The 18158-nt window shown below is 29.0% G+C and carries 23 protein-coding genes; 11 read left to right on the top strand and 12 right to left on the bottom strand.

The window, feature by feature from the left end; translation table 11 throughout:
• Nucleotides 1-3: 3 nt before the first annotated feature.
• The 7 genes from BLV71_RS06740 to BLV71_RS06710 form a co-directional block, all read right to left on the bottom strand.
• Entirely contained in the window at nt 4-705 is a 702-nt protein-coding gene (locus BLV71_RS06740; protein ID WP_093869810.1) for a DUF434 domain-containing protein, read from the bottom strand.
• A complete protein-coding gene (locus BLV71_RS06735; RefSeq protein ID WP_093869809.1) occupies nt 692-1756 on the bottom strand; it encodes a nucleotidyltransferase domain-containing protein in 1065 nt (354 codons plus the stop codon). The genes BLV71_RS06740 and BLV71_RS06735 overlap by 14 nt, the downstream gene beginning before the upstream one ends.
• A gap of 93 nt (nt 1757-1849) precedes the next feature.
• Complete coding sequence (locus BLV71_RS06730; protein WP_093869808.1) at nt 1850-2593, bottom strand: nucleotidyltransferase domain-containing protein; 744 nt, start codon at nt 2591-2593, stop codon at nt 1850-1852.
• An 11-nt stretch (nt 2594-2604) separates the two neighbouring features.
• On the bottom strand, nt 2605-2829 hold the full coding sequence (locus tag BLV71_RS06725) for a hypothetical protein (protein WP_093869807.1): 225 nt from the start codon (nt 2827-2829) through the stop codon (nt 2605-2607).
• Nucleotides 2830-2956: 127 nt separating this feature from the next.
• Nucleotides 2957-3412, bottom strand: a complete 456-nt coding sequence (locus BLV71_RS06720) for a hypothetical protein (protein WP_093869806.1) — start codon at nt 3410-3412, stop codon at nt 2957-2959.
• On the bottom strand, nt 3413-3778 hold the full coding sequence (locus BLV71_RS06715; RefSeq protein WP_143032765.1) for a hypothetical protein: 366 nt from the start codon (nt 3776-3778) through the stop codon (nt 3413-3415).
• 3 nt (nt 3779-3781) lie between these two features.
• Entirely contained in the window at nt 3782-5179 is a 1398-nt protein-coding gene (locus BLV71_RS06710; protein WP_369813909.1) for an RtcB family protein, read from the bottom strand.
• Between the two features lie 155 nt (nt 5180-5334).
• On the opposite strand from BLV71_RS06710, the gene BLV71_RS06705 reads away from it, so the two are divergent.
• The 7 genes from BLV71_RS06705 (at nt 5335) to BLV71_RS06675 (ending at nt 12960) form a co-directional block, all read left to right on the top strand.
• Nucleotides 5335-5949: an HD domain-containing protein gene (locus BLV71_RS06705; protein ID WP_093869803.1), complete on the top strand. Its 615-nt coding sequence runs from the start codon at nt 5335-5337 to the stop codon at nt 5947-5949.
• Nucleotides 5950-6972 (top strand): helix-turn-helix transcriptional regulator, encoded by a 1023-nt coding sequence (locus BLV71_RS06700; RefSeq protein ID WP_093869802.1) that lies wholly within the window; start codon nt 5950-5952, stop codon nt 6970-6972.
• A gap of 192 nt (nt 6973-7164) precedes the next feature.
• Nucleotides 7165-8646, top strand: a complete 1482-nt coding sequence (locus BLV71_RS06695) for a M20/M25/M40 family metallo-hydrolase (RefSeq protein ID WP_093869801.1) — start codon at nt 7165-7167, stop codon at nt 8644-8646.
• Between the two features lie 9 nt (nt 8647-8655).
• Complete coding sequence (locus BLV71_RS06690; RefSeq protein WP_158530819.1) at nt 8656-9621, top strand: pyridoxal-phosphate dependent enzyme; 966 nt, start codon at nt 8656-8658, stop codon at nt 9619-9621.
• On the top strand, nt 9605-10558 hold the full coding sequence (locus BLV71_RS06685) for a Rossmann-fold NAD(P)-binding domain-containing protein (RefSeq protein ID WP_093869799.1): 954 nt from the start codon (nt 9605-9607) through the stop codon (nt 10556-10558). The genes BLV71_RS06690 and BLV71_RS06685 overlap by 17 nt, the downstream gene beginning before the upstream one ends.
• 1 nt (nt 10559) lies before the next feature.
• Nucleotides 10560-12011, top strand: coding sequence for a threonine synthase (gene thrC / locus BLV71_RS06680; protein ID WP_093869798.1), 1452 nt, complete (start codon nt 10560-10562; stop codon nt 12009-12011).
• A gap of 1 nt (nt 12012) precedes the next feature.
• Nucleotides 12013-12960 (top strand): phosphotransferase, encoded by a 948-nt coding sequence (locus BLV71_RS06675; RefSeq protein WP_093869797.1) that lies wholly within the window; start codon nt 12013-12015, stop codon nt 12958-12960.
• Nucleotides 12961-13095: 135 nt separating this feature from the next.
• Here BLV71_RS06675 and BLV71_RS06670 read toward each other — a convergent pair whose 3' ends face one another.
• Both BLV71_RS06670 and BLV71_RS18520 read right to left on the bottom strand, forming a co-directional pair.
• Nucleotides 13096-13431, bottom strand: coding sequence for a single-stranded DNA-binding protein (locus BLV71_RS06670; RefSeq protein WP_093869796.1), 336 nt, complete (start codon nt 13429-13431; stop codon nt 13096-13098).
• A gap of 396 nt (nt 13432-13827) precedes the next feature.
• On the bottom strand, nt 13828-13980 hold the full coding sequence (locus BLV71_RS18520) for a hypothetical protein (protein WP_176974362.1): 153 nt from the start codon (nt 13978-13980) through the stop codon (nt 13828-13830).
• 54 nt (nt 13981-14034) lie between these two features.
• Here BLV71_RS18520 and BLV71_RS18515 point away from each other — a divergent pair, with 54 nt between their 5' ends.
• Nucleotides 14035-14196, top strand: a complete 162-nt coding sequence (locus BLV71_RS18515; RefSeq protein ID WP_176974361.1) for a hypothetical protein — start codon at nt 14035-14037, stop codon at nt 14194-14196.
• On the opposite strand, the gene BLV71_RS18510 is transcribed toward BLV71_RS18515, so the two are convergent.
• A complete protein-coding gene (locus BLV71_RS18510) occupies nt 14197-14370 on the bottom strand; it encodes a hypothetical protein (protein ID WP_176974360.1) in 174 nt (57 codons plus the stop codon).
• 81 nt (nt 14371-14451) lie between these two features.
• Nucleotides 14452-15384: an IS1595 family transposase gene (locus BLV71_RS06665; RefSeq protein ID WP_093869795.1), complete on the bottom strand. Its 933-nt coding sequence runs from the start codon at nt 15382-15384 to the stop codon at nt 14452-14454.
• Nucleotides 15385-15485: 101 nt separating this feature from the next.
• On the opposite strand from BLV71_RS06665, the gene BLV71_RS06660 reads away from it, so the two are divergent.
• Nucleotides 15486-15944, top strand: a complete 459-nt coding sequence (locus BLV71_RS06660) for a hypothetical protein (RefSeq protein ID WP_093869794.1) — start codon at nt 15486-15488, stop codon at nt 15942-15944.
• A gap of 947 nt (nt 15945-16891) precedes the next feature.
• On the opposite strand, the gene BLV71_RS06655 is transcribed toward BLV71_RS06660, so the two are convergent.
• Nucleotides 16892-17218 carry a hypothetical protein gene (locus BLV71_RS06655; RefSeq protein WP_143032764.1) on the bottom strand — a complete coding sequence of 109 codons (327 nt, stop codon included), beginning with the start codon at nt 17216-17218 and terminating at the stop codon, nt 16892-16894.
• 102 nt (nt 17219-17320) lie between these two features.
• On the opposite strand from BLV71_RS06655, the gene BLV71_RS06650 reads away from it, so the two are divergent.
• Nucleotides 17321-17539: a transcriptional regulator gene (locus tag BLV71_RS06650; protein ID WP_093869792.1), complete on the top strand. Its 219-nt coding sequence runs from the start codon at nt 17321-17323 to the stop codon at nt 17537-17539.
• Nucleotides 17540-17803: 264 nt separating this feature from the next.
• Nucleotides 17804-18154, top strand: coding sequence for a hypothetical protein (locus BLV71_RS06645; protein ID WP_093869791.1), 351 nt, complete (start codon nt 17804-17806; stop codon nt 18152-18154).
• Nucleotides 18155-18158: the final 4 nt, after the last annotated feature.

Genomic DNA, 18158 nt, shown 5'->3' with positions numbered 1-18158 from the left:
TTACTAACAGGTGATCAAAAAAGGATAATTTTCAGGAATTAAAACGTCAATAATATTAGTCCAGGATTTTGTTTTATCTAAAATCCAAGCATCAGAACTTACCCCAATAAAATTGCTATTTACTATGAATTTATCGGGATTGTTCTCTTGTATCACTTCCCAATTATACCCTTTTTTATTTGCATACTCCATTAACTTTACTTTCATATGTCCACTATTAGAAACTGGAGCATCAAATACCCAAACAACTTTTAAAACACTATACTTTTTAAAGAACTCAGCAAAAACTTCAATGGCTTTTTCAGTTTGACGTACACTTTTATAGGTCCCGTATAAATTCGACAAATCTCTATACGCTCCATCTCTTCCTTTAAACACATAGGCTTCTGATAGTATACTTTCTAATAATATTAACTGATTAAATCCGTCAATAATTAATGTAGCTCCTTCTAAATTTTCAACGGATATTTTAGTCTTTTCTCGATGCACAACAGCAGTTTCACTTGCCGCCATTCCTTTTATTGCTTGTTGTTGTCTTTTATTCAACTTATAACGGTTTCCTACTAATTCACAAGAAGAAGATTCACCATAACCACGTTCTAATAAAAAAGACATGTCAAGTACCGCTTCTTTTATTTTTCGTTGCATAAATACTTCTCCAAATAAATAATCGTCTTTACCTTCTTTTCCTCTATTTTTTGACATTAAGTGTGTAGTATTTGTTTCTTACAGAAATTAGTAATGAGTTTATTTTATGTAAATTAGGTTTTTCAAGCAAGTCGGATGCATTATAAATCAACTCTAATTCTTCTCTCATTAATTCTGCTTTTCTAACTAGATTATCATATTCATATTCAGCATTTTTTATAGCTAATAAAAAATCTCTATCATTTCGTCTTACATTAATTATTCCTTCTTTTCCTATTTCTTTTGCCATGTGTAATAATCGAAACGTATGCATCATATTTTTAGCGTCATAATTCTTATCATGAGAAATATTACTTTTATAACGTTCATCATTTCTTTTTTCTACCCAAGACCAGTACTCCTTATATTTTTTACAATACGATGAATATCCCTCCAAATTACAATATAACATTGCTATTGGTTGTTCTTCCTTTGGAATAGAACTCGTACAAACTTCATTTGCTTCTTCTCTTGAAATTCCTTGATAATTTGAAGTATCACTATAAAATAGATTAAAACAATTTTTCATGTTCGGTATTTTTTCCAAACCGACATTTTCTTTTTCTAATGATTTTTCTTTTAGAAAATCTTCAATTTTTATAGCTCTCTTATCTGTTCTTATAGTACAAAAATCCTCAATAGTTTTTCGTTCTTTTTCAATTGGATTAACAATTTTCTTGTTTAACCCTCTTGCTTTTTTAATTTGTGTAAACGCATAATTAGCAAAGGACTTTTTACATAGTTTAGACAAAAAGTATTCTTTTTTAATTTCATCAAATAATGGATTTTTGTATAAAACACAATCCTCAGGAACGTTCAGCATCTCTAAAATATTCGGATTGTTCTTAGAACATAATTCTATAAACTTTCTTAATTCATAATAAGCTATATCATTTGTTTCATTGTTTACCTGCCCAATATAATTTAAAGAATAAAATTGTTCTTTTGGCAAAATAAATACACCTCTAATATCAGTATCGGAAGTAGGAGTTTGTAAGCCATAAGCTCTACTTCCACTGATACATTCGAATATAATACTTCCTGATTTTTTTAATTCTTCTAGTGTCATTTTATACAATCTTTAGTTTCATTATTGCTTGTAAAGCAATCCATTTATCTATAAACAGATTGCTTCTTTCGTACCTCAATCGCAATGACATTTTTAAACGTTCTTTATAAAAAACCTATTAAATTCTTCCTTTTTAGGTTTTGTATTTAATAAACTGTTTTTCATATCATTATTCTCCTCAACAATTTTTCTTACCAAATTGATTAAATCATTATCAATATTCAAAATACTCTTTTCTATGTTTTTACTCTTTAACAGAATTAAATCATCTAATTTTTTTTGATGATTTTCTTCCAATAAAGAATACATTTCTCTTAATAGTACTGGCGGAATCGTTTTGTTTTTCACTATCCAATTAGCACATAAAGCTGTTCTAATAGCATAAAAAAAGCTTTTTATAGTCATTTCTGAAGTTCCTAATTTTTCTTCAAACCCTTTATTCATACTGTGATAGTGATAAAACCCTGAAACTGGATTAAAATTTAAGTTAGCTAATTCTTTAATTTCTTTAAGAAAAACCTCATCTGCTCTATAAACAACTGGTGAAAACAACCACCCTAAAAACGATGCATTTGATTTAGATAACAATTGTAATGCCTTTCGAATATCCCATCCTGATCCATCTAAATCATCATCAGTCATAAATTGAATCGTATCTTTTTGCTCCCAAAGGTTTAAGTACCATTCTCTTTTGTGTTTATATACAAATCGTATATCATAATCAGAATCTGGAGAAGCAAAGTCCCAAGCTCTGCTCCCCGATTCTACTGCAAATAATATTTCAATATCTTTTTCACGTTCTAAATTTGCTAAGTACTCTAAAATTCTCTTTTCCATTGTTTTTAATTTTAATATTCCCACCAAAGTGTTTTTCTATACAGTGGAAATTCTATTTCATAGCCTTCAACTTGTTTTTTTAAAACAGTTTTACATTTTGTTCTGAATTGTTGCCTCAAAAATCTTCTGTACTCCCAACTATTACTTTTCCAATAAATTTTAGCTGATTTTGTACGTTTTTTTCTCTTATGAGATCTTTTGAAATTGTAATACTTCTTGTTTGTGTACGATTTCATTTTGTATTAAGTTATTAATTAAAACTTAATACAGTGTTCCTTTTTTAATTTGCATCTCTTACTTATTATAAACCTAACATTCTTTTTTATGAATCATATAACTTTTTTAATAGGTCCTAAGTTCATATTATTCTTTTTCTAACCTTTTTATCGACTTCTTTAATAACAAAAAAAAGCTTTCTGGATCTTTCTTTCTTCTAGCAAAATTTTTAAAGCTTCCATAATGTTCTTTATGTATCAATTCTTTTCTACCGATTTTAACTAATCTAGGATACGACTTTGTTCTACATCCTCTAATCAAAAACCCTTCTAGTACTCCTTCAACACTACCATTTATTACTTTTATACAATTTATTAATGAGTAATCAGTATCTTCTTTTATGTAGTTTGAAAATTCAAACTCATTATAATCAGAATAAATAAAATACATTTTACCTCTATTTTTATATACTAGAATTCTGAGTTTAATTTTATTGAATATCCATCTTAAAAGAAAATAGAATAAGATAAAAGGAATCGTTAGTAGAAAAACAATTAATCCAGCTATAATTATAATTTTCTCAAAAAAAGATACTCTTTCCATTTACCATAATGGTTTTAATGAAACTTTATTTACATCTAATCCAATAAAACGTGGAGTATAACAATCAGCAACTAAAACCCCTATTTCTTCTTTACAAGTAGGGCAAAGTTGATTCAGTCCATCTGCTCCTGAAGGTCCACAACAGCCTTGCATTTTCGCATAATCATGATGACTTTTTAAGTCTATATTATTAGCATTTATAAGGTAAATAATTTCTAAATCTCCAAAATTCCAAATATCACTATTGACTATATATTTCCCAATTGGGATTAAATCATATTCGTCTGCATAGATAACTTCTTTCTTTTGTGCTTCCTTTAATCCTTTCACTAATAAACTATTACATTTTTTACAAAAAAACTTCATAAGCTACCTCTTTCTATTTTGTCTTCTTTTATTCTTCCAAGGTGCATTTTTTTGCCAATCACCTGCCATAATACAACCGTAAGGCACAACCTCATCAATAACTTCACCTAAACCAAATTCTTCCATTTGGTTACGAACACTCTCTGCATTTTTATAAGCAGAAGGTAACTCAGTAATATCAATTTCATTAGAAAAAAAACGAGCATCTATACCTTTAGTTTCTTCTTTAAAAATTTCTTCAAAAGTTCCTGTTTTACTCTTTCTATGCTGTGTTCTACTAACATTTCGACCAGCTCCATGAGGTGCAAATCCTAAATTACTTTTAGTCGTTTTTCCTTCCACAATCAATACTGGTTCACTCATGTTTAATGGAATTAAACGTGGCCCAGTAATATCTGGCATAAACTTAGCATCTAACGGAGTTGCCCCCTTTGCATGGTAAAACAAATCGCCCTCTTTAAATACAAAATTATGCTCATTCCAATACCTGTTTTCTTTTTCAATTCCTAACTTATCTAAAGTTGCATCATGTAAAACTTCATGGTTTAACTTTGTCCATTTTCTTATAATTTGTAATGCTTCCCAATAATTTTCTCCTTCTTCAGTATCAAACGGAATCCACGCATTTTGTTTTAATGTTTGTGGAGACAATTCTTTTCTAAATTGTTCTGCAACTTGCATTCCTCTTGAATACAAATTAGCTCCAAAACCTCTACTTCCATGATGTGTTACCATCATTGTATTTCCTGTTTTTTTAGAAGTACCAATAAATAGAAAGTGATTTCCATCTCCTTGTGTTCCTAAATGACTTCTTGCGGCAGAAATACATTTTTGAGTATTCAAAAAAGGGTTTGCTTCTATTTCAGCTAATAAATCCATCGGAAAACGGAACTGCGTATTTCTATCTCTACCTCCTGGCCCAAAATGTGTGTTACTATGTGCAGCATCTAACACTTCTTTCGGATCAGCTTTTCCAAAATCAGTTAACATAACAGAACAACAAATATCAGCACTATGCATCCCTGGATGAATCGCATTTTTAGCTACCACTACTCCACCTACTGGAATGGTTCCAGCTGGTCCAGTAGGACAAGCATCTGGCATTATAGATCCATCAACAATCGTTGGGGTTTTCATTAATACTTCCATTGAAGTGATTACTTTATGTACATTCTCTTCTTCTAACTCATTTTCAGCCTTAATATTAATATTAAAACTCGCTGGATTTTCTAACAATGGAATTTCAGGTCCTGAACGAAATTGCTCTAAGTATTCTAATGTTTCTTTTTCTGACAACTCATTTGAGTTTATATATTCCATCGCTTCTGGAAACCATTTTCCTGATTTGAATCCCATTTCAATTAATTCTTTTCCTGTAATTTTAGTTTTATTTTCCATCATTTTAATTTTTTAAGCTCCACAAACTCCTTGTTTTGTGGAGCAATTACTATTGAAAGTTATTTACTTTCTTATGATTCCGGTACAAATATTACATACCATTACGCAATCTTTTTGCGTAGATAAAATTATTTGTTATTTTTATAAAAAAATTAGCCTTGGACTTAAAAAATCGTTTTAAAAACCTTGTTTCAGCTTATACTTCTAATAAAGACTTAATAGATTCTCTATGGAATACTCTTGAAAACAACTACACTGAAAAACATAGAGTTTATCATAATTTTTCTCATTTAGAAGAACTATTTACTTATTTTGACACCTATAAAGTTGAATTAAAGAATGCTGATATAGTTTCTTTTTCTATTTTTTATCATGATATAATCTATAATATTTGGAAAAAAGATAATGAAGAAAAAAGTGCCCTCGTTTCTTTAGATCAACTCTCAAAGATTAATTTATCTTCTGATTTCCTAGAAAACATTCACCAGCAAATAATTGCAACAAAAACACATGATGCTATAGATAATGATGCAAAATGGATGATAGATTTTGATTTAGCAATTTTAGGTACATCTTCTGAAGTTTATTCTAACTATTCTAAATTGATTAGAAACGAATATAAACTAGTTCCTAATCTTCTTTATAAAAAAGGTCGTAAAAAAGTTTTACAACACTTTATTGATAAACCTTTTATTTATGCTACTAATGAATTTAGACGCTTATACGAAAATCAAGCAAAACTTAATCTTACGAATGAACTAAATGCTTTATAAATGGCTTCAAATAAAAATGCATTAATCCGTTATAAAACGATTGATCAATGCTTACGAAATACCATGCGAACTTGGACTTTAGATAATTTAATTGAAGCTTGTTCTGATGCGTTGTATGAATATGAAGGAAAAGATGTATATGTAAGTAAGCGTACTATTCAGTTAGACATTCAGCATATGCGCAGTGATAAGTTAGGATATAATGCTCCTATTGAAGTATATCAACGGAAGTATTATAGATATTCAGAAGATGATTATAGCATAAAAAACATTCCTGTTACTGATGCTGATGTAAAGGTTATGAATGAAGCCATAGAAATGTTACGTCAGTTTAAAGACTTCTCTTTGTTTAAAGAAATGGATGGTGTTTTACAACGATTGGAAGATTCAGTTTATTCTTCCAACAAAAGTAACAGAGCCATTATTCATTTAGATAAAAATGAACAGTTAAAAGGCTTAGAGTTTATAGATCCTATATACGATGCTATAAAAAACAAAAATGTAATAAAGATAACTTACCAATCCTTTAAAGCACGACAAGCTAGTGACATGGTTCTACACCCGCAGTTATTAAAAGAATATAATAATAGATGGTTTTTATTAGCTACCCATAAAAATAATTATATAACATTAGCATTAGATAGAGTTTCTAACATTGCTATTGAAGAAAATATAGAGTTAAACGATTTACAAATTGATGGCGATATTTTTTATAAAGATGTAGTTGGAGCAACCGTTACTAATTCAAGACCACAACGTATTCAATTTTGGATTGAAAAAAGACATGCTCCATACGTAATTACTAAGCCACTTCATAAATCACAACGTTTAATAAAACGTGTAGAAGATGGTGTTATATTTAACATATTTGTGAAAACTAATTTTGAACTCGAACGTTTGTTATTAGGATATGGAGATTCTATAGAAATACTAAAACCTGAAAAACTAAGAAACCAAATACTTCATAAACTAAAAAATACTATTAACAGATACTCTAATTCTGAAAACAATGAAGGTGACTAAAAAAACTTATTATAATTTTTATATATTTGTAACAGAGAAATTCATGTAACTCTTGTTACAAACTTATTTTCTATCATAAGGAAGACATTGGGAAAATAGGTTTTATTTCTTACGGAAACTCCGTATACCTTAATTAGTAATAACTAATTGGTGTACGGAGTTTTTTTTATACCAATTTTAAAAACATAAAAAATGAAAAAATTCATTAAAAAAAGTCTCATTGGACTATTAACAATTGGTGTTTTAACTGTAATTCTAATTTTCTTTTTCCCTCAAGTACTATACGTATCTGCATTAGGACAAAAAATGCTCATGAAAATGGAAGGTGAACAAGTTGCTGAATTCTATTTTAAGGAAAACCAAACAAGTAAAGACACTCTTTACATGAAAGGAATTATATATAGTAATACACTTACTGATATAAAAAAAGTATTAGATAACAATCCACAAATAACAACAATTACTATGGTTAATGTTGGTGGATCTATTGATGATGAAGTTAACTTGGTAGCATCTCAAGAAATTAGAAAACGTAATATAAACACCTATCTTCCAAAAAATGGAATGGTAGCTTCTGGAGGAACAGATATGTTTTTAGCTGGAACTAAAAGACAAGTACATCCAACAGCTAAGCTAGGAGTTCATTCTTGGTCTGGTGGAGATAAGGTTGCTTTAGATTTTCCTAAAGAGCATGAAGAACATAAAAAGTATTTAAACTACTATAAAGAAATGGAAATCCCTACTGATTTCTATTGGTACACTCTTAAAGCTGCTCCTGCTGATGGTATTCACTGGATGACTTCAGAAGAAATTATTAATTATAATATTACAACAGATACGAGATCAGAATTACTGAGTTTACAAGAAAAACTCTCTTCTAATGAATTTAAAGGTAGAGGGACAGAAAACAATCAACTAGCTCAAGATTTAATTACTACTTATTTTGAAAATGTTGGGTTAGGGAAATTTAACAACACCTATAATTCTCCTTTCACCTTCATTAATAAAAAAACGACTAAGAAACGAGAAGGGACAAACATCATTGGGTACATAAAAGGAAAAAAATATCCAAACAAATATATTGTTATTGGTGCTCATTATGATCATTTAGGTATTGTTAATGATACTATTTATAATGGAGCTGATGACAATGCATCGGGTACTGCTGCATTATTAGTTTTGGCAAAACACTTCAAAAGTCATCAGCCAGAACATTCTATCATTTTTGCAGCTTTTGATGCTGAAGAATTAGGATTACATGGCTCTAAGTTTTTTGTTGAAAATCCACCAATACCTTTAGAAGATATTCAATTGAATTTTAATTTTGACATGATTAGTCGTAATCCAAAAAACGAGATTTATGTTGTAGGTACTTATCCATATCCACAATTTAAATCTTTGGTTGAAAAAGTAGCAAAAACAAGTTCTTTAAAAGTGTCTTACGGACATGATAATCCTAATGATAAAACGAAAGATTATTGGATGTTCTCATCAGATAATGGTCCATTTCATAAAAAAGGAATTCCAAACATCACTTTTAGTGAAGAAGATCATCCTAGTTATCATAAACCAACAGATGATTTTGAAAATATAAATCCTACGTTTTATAAAAATGTTGTGAAACTAATTCAAAAGACCATTGAAAATATAGATCAAAATTTCCCAACTAAATAATTCATCAAAGTGGTACATAAAAAAGATATTGAGATCGCTTATAAAAATATTAAAGATGATATTTTAAAAACACCTTTAGTACACTCTCCAAAATTGAGTGCTATTTCTGGCGCGAATGTGTATTTAAAAATGGAACATTTACAGATAACAGATTCATTTAAAATACGAGGTGTGCTAACGAAATTAAAGAGTATTAACAAAAAGGACTTTAACAAAACCTTTGTAGCAGCTTCAACAGGAAATCACGCAGCAGCATTTGGATATGCTTCAGATAAATTTGGATTTAAAGGGAAGTTATTTTTACCAAAAAACATTAGAGAAGAAAAATTAACAGGAATTTCTAAATATGCTTTTGAAACCGTTTTGTACGGAAATTCTAGTATGGAAACTGAGCGGAAAGCAAGAGAATATGCTAAAGAAATTGATGGAGTTTTGATTCACCCATATAATGATCCAGAAATTATAAAAGGGCAAGGAACAATTGCTATTGAAATAGCAGAACAATTTCCTGAAGTAGATACGGTTATAGTTCCTATTGGTGGTGGTGGACTTATTTCTGGAATTTGTTCTTATTTTTCAGAAAACAAAAATGTAACTATTGTAGGTAGTCAACCAATAAATGCTTCAGAAATGGAACAATCTATAAAAATAAATAAAATTGTTTCTCCAAGTAAATATAGTACGATTGCTGATGCTGCTGCAGGAGGAATAGAAGAGAACTCCTTAACATTTATTATTTGTAAAAAACACCTTTCTCATGTTGAAACAATTAAAGAAGAAGATATAAAAAAAGCAGTAGCCTTTTTATATAAATTTCATGAAACAACAGTAGAACCTACTGCTGCATTACCAGTTGCAGCATTATTAAATGGAGATAAATATCGCAATAAAAATGTGGTAGTAGTTTTAACAGGAAAAAAAATAAACAAACAATTATTAACTGAAATAAACAAAAATTATGGCGACTGTTATTAATTTAGAAGAAATAAAATCCATACTAAAAAACATAGATATAATAGCTGCTATGGAAGAAGGATTCATTCAATATAGTAATGGAAATACAGTAGTTCCTCCTGTTGGAGAATTATTATTTGAAAAACCTAAAGGAGATGCACATATCAAATACGGATATATTAAAAATGATGACTATTATGTAATTAAAGTTGCATCTGGATTTTATGATAATGTAAAATTAGGAATTGCTTCTAGTCAAGGATTAATGTTATTATTCGATCAAAAAACAGGAGTTCCAAAAGCTATTTTATTAGATGAAGGGCATTTGACTGATATTCGTACAGCAGCAGCAGGTGCTTTAGCAGCAAGGTATTTTGCTCCAAAAAAAATAAAAGCAATCGGAATTATTGGAACTGGAATACAAGCAAAATTACAATTACAATATCTTCAAAAACATACACCTTGTTCTTCTGTTTGGGTTTGGGGAAGAAACAAAGAGAATGTAAAAAAGTTTGTTCAAGAACTTGGTACTGATTTTAATATTCAAATTGCAGAATCACCTTCTGAAATCGCAAAAAACTGTAACCTTATAGTAACTACTACACCTTCTGAAATCGCTTTATTAAAAGCAGAAGATATTCAAGTAGGAACACATATTACAGCAGTTGGTTCAGATACAGAACATAAACAAGAATTAGAAAGTGAATTACTAAAAAAGGCAGACATTGTTATTGCTGATAGTATTCCACAGAGTAAAAGTAGAGGAGAAATTTATAAAGCTGTTAGTGATGGTAAAATTTCAGAAAATACAGTCATTGAATTAGGAACTGCAGTTCAAGATTTAAAATTACAACGAACGAAGGACAGTCAAATTACAATTGTTGATTTAACTGGAGTAGCTGTACAAGATATTATGATAACTAAAGCGGTGTATAACGGCTACTTAAAAAATAAATAAAATGCTTCAATTTGTTAGTAATAAAGGAGGTGGAAAACCTGTTGATTTTGAAACAGCAATATTAGATGGTTTTGCTCTTGATGGAGGATTATATGTTCCTGAAATATTGCCAGAAATTAAAGAAGAGCAATTAAAAGAATGGAAAGATTTAAGTTATGTAGAATTAGCTTTCGAAATCCTTTCTTTATTCATAGATCGCTCTATTATTTCCGAAAATGAATTAAAAGGCATACTGCAAACGGCCTATGCTCCTTTCGAAAAGAAAGAGATTATTCCATTATATAAAATAAAATCTAGAAAAGATACCTACATTATGGAGTTGTTTCATGGTCCAACAATTTCATTTAAAGATGTAGGGTTGGCTTTTTTAGTGAATTTGGTTAACTTTTTTTTAGAACGAAAAAAAGAGCACCTTACTATTGTTGTAGCTACTACAGGTGATACCGGTCCAGCCACAGCATATTTTGCAGCGGGAAAATCAAATATAGATGCCTGGGTGTTATACCCAAAAGGATTAATTACTGAAGAACAAGAACGTCAAATGACCACTTTACAGCAAGCGAATGTTCATCCTGTTGGTGTATCAAACTGTCCTGATGGTGGTGATGATTTAGATGCAGTAATAAGTAAGCTATATGCTAATAAACCATTTAAGGAAAAACTAAAATTATCAAGTGTTAACTCTATTAATTGGGGACGTGTGATGATGCAAACTGTTCATTATTTTTATGGATATCTGCAAGTTGTTGATACCGTTGGTGAACAAGTTAATATGTCAGTACCTTCTGGTGGATTTGGTAATTTATGCGCTGGTGGACTAGCCCGTAAAATGGGATTACCTATAAAATATTTAGTAGCTGCCAATAATAAAAATGCTTGTTTACATCGTATATTTTCAGAAGGAAGATTTACCAAAGAAGAAATCATTGAAACACCTTCTTCTGCAATAGATATTTTAATTCCGTTTAATTTTTGGAGGTATTTATATTTCTGTATAGATAAAGATACTGAAAGGATAAAAAAATGGATGGATGAGTTTAAAACTACTGGAAATGTAACATTCGATAAAGAAACTTTTGAAACCTATAAAAAGGGATTCCTTTCAAACAGTTCATCAGACCAGGAAACACTAAATCTAATTAATGAAATTTACACTGCTGAATCTTATTTATTAGATCCGCATGGGGCAGTATCATTAAATGCTACTGATGTTTTAAAAAATGTTTTAGGTAATGAGAAATTGATTTGTTTGGCAACTGCACATCCATCAAAATTTCCTGAGGTAATAAAAAAGGCACTATCCATTTCTGTTCTACCTAAAGCAGGTACACATCAAAGTATAGAAAATGAAAAACGCCTTTGTGAAAAAGTTCATTTGTGCAATCATGAATATTTAGAAGAAGCTCTTATACATGCAATGGAAACAAATTGGGATTTAACAAAAGGAAAATAATATGGCACAGTATACAGTTTTAAATGATGAGAGCATACAAACCATTTTAATTCATTACGGTATTGAAAAAGTAACTTCTTATAAAATATTAAGTGGTGGTTCTGAGAATACTAATTATTTAATAAACACAAATGGTAAAGCGTTTGTATTAACAGTTTGTGAACAAAAGTCAGTTCAAGAAGCAGAAGAATTAGCTTCTTTATTAAACTATCTTGAACGTAATAATTTTAGTACTTCAAAATTAGTAAAGGCAAAAACAGGAAAACTTACTGTAACATTTAGTAATAAACCTATTATACTAAAAGAATTTATTGAAGGTGATATACTACAGGATTTTCCTGATAACCTACTAGTTTATTTAGGTGAAGAGTTAGCTAAGCTACATCAAGTAAAAGTACCTAATTATGTTCCAAAAACTTTAAATTATGGTAGTATAGATCGTTTTGATGAAGTACAGGTTTACGCACCAGATTCTTCTTTTTATAAATGGTTAAAAGAGGTAAAAACCTATATCAAAAAATACATATATCCAGAACTACCAAAATCATTGATACATAGCGATATTTTTTACAGTAACATTATTGTTAGTGATGACCTAAAAACTGGTACTATTATGGATTTTGAAGAAGCTTGTTATTACTATCGTGTATTCGATATTGGAATGATGATTGTTGGAACTTGCTGTCAAGAAGAAACAATAAACCTACATAAAGCTAAAAAATTACTTAAAGGATACCAGCAAAACATAAAATTAAAAGAAGTAGAAATTGAAGCTCTACAAGCTTTTACAATTTACGGAGCAACTGCAACTGCTTTTTGGAGGCATCAAAACTTCAATTATATAAATGTTATACCCTCAATGAAAAACCATTATGTTTCAATGAAAAATTTGGCTGATTCAATATTAAGTATTTCTATTAATGAATTTAAAACTGTATTTAATAAATAACTTGCCTAAAACACAAAAAAGAGACTGTCATAGCTTTTGAAACAGTCTCTTTTATTCTTTTCTTTTTCAATTTGAAGTTTTAAAAACTTCGGTTTTGTGCTCTTTATGCACTTAGTTTAATAGCAAATTCCCCACTTATTTGTTTCCTAACATTAATAATTCATTACAAACTACCTCTGTTACATATCGTTTATTACCTTCTTTATCATCAAAAGAGCGTGATGTTAATTTCCCTTCAATAACAACTTCGTTTCCTTTTTCTAAATATTTTTCAATGATTTCTGCTGTTTTGTTCCAAGCTACAATATTGTGCCATTGTGTGTCAGTTACCTTTTCCCCTGTAGAGTTCTTGTACGTTTCATTAGTTGCTATTGAAAATTTAGCTAGTTTTTTACCACTTTCTAAAGTGATAATTTCTGGATCATTTCCTAAGTTTCCAATTAACTGTACTCTGTTTTTTAGTGCGTTCATATTATTATTTTTTTCGTTAAACAGTTAAGATTTTGTCATTCATTTGAATTGACTCTGCAAAGATGCAATACAAACCAAATCATAATAGGTTAGTAAACATTTGTTTTCGTTTGTAAATGAATGTAATCGTTTAATTATTTTTAATATAGGCAACTATATACAACTTGGGACAAGCCAATATAGTTTTGTTTTACGTTAAGTTTTTGTGATTTTTTAAAAAGTTAAATTTCGTAAGCAACAAAATACTTACTTCCTGTTATCAATACAGGCGGATATACCAAAATTTAAACTTTCCAGCTTTCGCTAATAAGAATAAGAACTATCTATAAACTGCTAATGCCTTGATGTAGACAAGCTACTCTAGCTAAACGGTCAAAACCGATTTATAGAGATATATTATTTTGTTTGTTGAATTGTTAACTCTGGTACAGACATGCCAAGAACATCATCTAAAGTACCATTGATTTTAAGTTTATCGTTTTTATCTTCTCGATTAACTTGTTTAGGTTCTTTCTTACCTTCTATTATTTTCTTTTTGCTCTCTGACATATAACAAATTTACGAATTAATTATATATTTTGGTATAACTAAATTTTAAACATAATGAATCAACAAGATTTAACAGACTTATTAGAAGGAATTAAAGCAATTAAACGTAATCAATCAGAAATTAAACTTGAACTTCAAGATATTAAAAGAGAATTAGATGGGCGTAGAAGGGATCATGACAGAATTGAACTACTAATCAAAGAAAAATGTAAATAGTTAATAATTAACTTTCTCATAAATATCATAATTTATATCATTTCTTCCGACAGTTGGATAAGGTAGCTCTATATCGATTATTAAATTATTTTCTTTAGCTTTCTTAAGCTCAACATTCAATTCGTCTATTAATGATTTAATTTTGTTTGCAACTTCTATTTTTTGTTTGCTCATAATTTTAAGTTTTTGATTAAAAAAAAAATAAGAGTATCTTATATGAGATACTCTTATTGATAATACTTTATGTAATATCTTTTATATAGTTAGTTTTTTGTAAGATAAAACGTGTTCTCCATTTCCAAGAAATTTTATAAATCTATCGTGAGAAGAAAGTTCACGAGTATTAAATCTAGCTGAATATTCAGCTAAATATCTACTTAAGTGTTTCTCACTTACTTGATGATAAATACCATACAATCCACGCTTTAAAACACTCCAAAAGTTTTCTATTGTGTTTGTATGTACATTTCCAACCACATATTTATTGGCACTATGTTTAACGCTTTTATGCGTGTAGTTATTTTTTAAGTAATTATATACAGGCGCTTCATCTGAATAAATTGTAGAACCTTTGGTAACGCTACTAGATATAAATGCCTTTACGTGATTTATTTGAGCATTAGGACTATGCTTTAATACAACTTTTCCTTTACGCTCTATAACTCCAATAACAGTTTTCTTAGGGTTAAAAACCTTACCGTTATTAGTAAATGATTTATTTACAGAAGAACGTCTTTTCTTAAAATGCTTATTCCCTTCTCTACCTCCAATATAAGTCTCATCTACCTCAACAGTATTATTCTTTCCTAACATTTTAGGTGCTCTTTCTTTTAGCATTTCTCTAATTCTGTGTAATACAAACCAAGCTGACTTTTGAGTAATTCCTAAATCTAAAGCTAGTTGAACAGAACTTATACCTTTCTTATATGTCGTTGCTAAAAATATCGCAGCAAACCAAATTCTCATAGGTATTTTACTATTCTGAAATATCGTTCCTACCTTAACTGTAAATTTTTTATAGCAATCGTTATTTGAACATTTATAACCTCTATTTGTTTTATATGGCTTATCGCTACCACAACGAGGACAAGTTGGGTTTCCTTTCCATCTGATGTTCTCATAATATTCAATACAAGTACTTTCTTCTCTGAAATAATCTAGTAATTGTGGTAGTGATTTAAAATTCATTGTCTTTCTTTTACACTACAAATATACGAAAAATAATCCATTTATACGTTAATTAACGTATAAAAATTAGTTTATAAGTGTTTTTATACTATATTTATAGCATGGAATTTATAGAAAGTTTACTAAAAGAAAAGGAATTATTACTCAAAAGGCTAGAATATATAGATGCAACCCTTATGAGATTATACAAAAATCAATCTTCAAATAAAATTGAAGAGAATTATTTTGATATAAATACATTTCCAATATCAGAAAGGAATCCTCAAAAGGTTTTATGGTTATTTCAAAATGTATTTAAAACTGGTTTAAGGTCTTTTCAAATACAAGAAGCTTTTAACCAATTTAATGGTTTAAGTTCTAATGGAAAAGAAATTAAATTAGAAGGTACTTTAAGAGGTCTTAAGAAAAGTGGTAAACTTGTTATTGTTAAATATAATCAATCTAATAAGCTAAGTTTTTGGGGGCTTTCTGAATGGGTTGAGGATAATGATTTCAAAAATGAATACAAACCCTTAGGGTATTTACCAAATGAAGTAGAGAGTGCAATGATAATTAGATAAGAATATTATCTATACTTTACAAAAAACTTGTTTTATTTAAAATAATTTATTATATTTGCAGAAACACGGATACACCTAATGTAATAGGTGTATTTTTTTGATCCCTAATCGACAAGATGTATCTTCTTGCTCGATTTGCTGTGTTCTCTTTCGATAGAGAGAACTATTTTTAGTATGAGGTCGAATTGGTAGCGCAATTCTTCCAATAAATAATAATGAAATATTTTTTATTGCAATGGCAAAAAGAAAAGTATGTTTTTGGTCTTTCAAACATTGGAGGTCTGGAAAGATAGTACATCTTAGCAAGCCTTTCTGCTTCTGGGTTAATGACTAATTAGTCATGTACTATTTGGAAAACCAAAAAACCTGAGTTATCCGAAGAACTCTCAAAGGTTTCAGCCTATTTTACTCCAATAAAATGGGCTGTTTTCATAATTACTTTTTGCGTATACAAAAATATTTGTACTACAATTACGCGGCAAACATACAAAAGAAAGACCATAAAACGGTAAATCATCAAGAATTAACATCTATTTTAACAAAATTTTAACATTTATTTTAATACAAAATTAACAAGTAAAAACACCGTTCAAAATTGAACGGTGTTTTTTAACTTCGCACCCTTAGAATTTTCACATGTAGTGAAAGTAGATATTTAATAAATATCTCATGTAGAGATATGGTCAGACTAAATTTTTAAAATTTTTAAAAATGATAGAAAGACTAAAAAGGAAATTCTACAAAATTCTCGATAAGATTTATCGTATATACTCATATATAATTAATTATTACTCAACAAATATATGGGCATTTCAAAATCTAAGAGTGGTGCTGGAATTCATTATAAGACAGCTTATTTAACCAGTACAACAAGAAGAACTATCCGTCACAAGGATAGTTCTTTTTTTGTTTATAAGGTTTTCTATTACTAGAAAAGACCTTAAAAATTAATCATTCAACGCTTTAGATAGTCTGTTTAATGCTGAAAAAGCAAACAGTAAAGCTATTGGCTGAAATATTACTGCAAGTATTGCAATAAACATTGAGGTGTTTCTCCATGTGGCAATAAAACTCCAAATAGAGAATAACACAAATAATGTTATTCCTAAATATAAATCAACAAAACCACATACAACTGCTATTAATAATCTAACCAAAACCCAAATACTAAATATATTGTATCCGTAACTATCCATAGCACTTTGCCAAATTATATACCCAATAACCAATAATACTAAAGGTAGTACCACTAAAAGTAATATCGTTTCCATCATAATCAAATATTTTTAAATTAATATTTGATAAAAGTATAAAAATTATTTCTTTTGCGTCCTTTCGTCCGCGTTATTTTTTATAACAATACATTGATTTGTTATATGGACGTAGATAAAAAGGTTTGTAATTACATCGCTAAAGAATGGGTTAAACCAAGTAAGTCAAATAGAAACTTTGCTTTAGACCATAATATTGATGAGAAAACAGTTAGAAAAATACTACAAGTTAACGGTTATAGAATGCCTTTAAGGACTCTAACCAAGATTTGTGAAGCAAGAAATTTAAAACTCGAAGGCTTCTTCAAGTTAATTCAAGTTTAAAATTTCTATTAAAAATGAGATAACCTATATATATAGGTTATCTCAAAAAGTATTGACAGCAAAAGTATAAATACATATACCGTGCACGTTGGTTCCTTTATCATCACATTAGATAATACCATATTACTAACTGTCAATAAACTTAGGAGATTTTCTGGCTCTCCTAAGTTTTCAATATATTTATATTATTAATTTAAACAAAGTGATGTCTTGTCCCATCAGGTATATAGATGCCTTAATATATTTGTTTTCAAACAATTAAAAATGAGTTCAAAAAAATGTTTAGAGTGTAATGAAAAAGTAATTGGACGAATTGATAAAAAGTTTTGTTCTGATTATTGTAGAAATGCATATAACAACAAAGTAAATAAAGAAAGTAAAAATCTAATTCGAAATACCAACAACCGGTTACGAAAAAACTATAAAATTCTTTCTGAACTTAATACTTCAGGAAAAACAAAAACAACTAGACGAAAATTATTTGATAAAGGTTTTGAATTCAAATTTATCACCTCTATATATACTACAAAAAAAGGAAGTATTTATTTTTATGTATATGATCAAGGTTATTTAGAGTTAGAAAACGAATGGTTTTTGTTAGTTAAACAAGAATAACTGA

The organism is Tenacibaculum sp. MAR_2010_89, assembly GCF_900105985.1.
Classification (GTDB): Bacteria; Bacteroidota; Bacteroidia; order Flavobacteriales; family Flavobacteriaceae; genus Polaribacter; species Polaribacter halocynthiae.
Note: the sequence above shows the minus strand (reverse complement) of the source record. Positions and strands in the feature narration are given on the sequence as shown.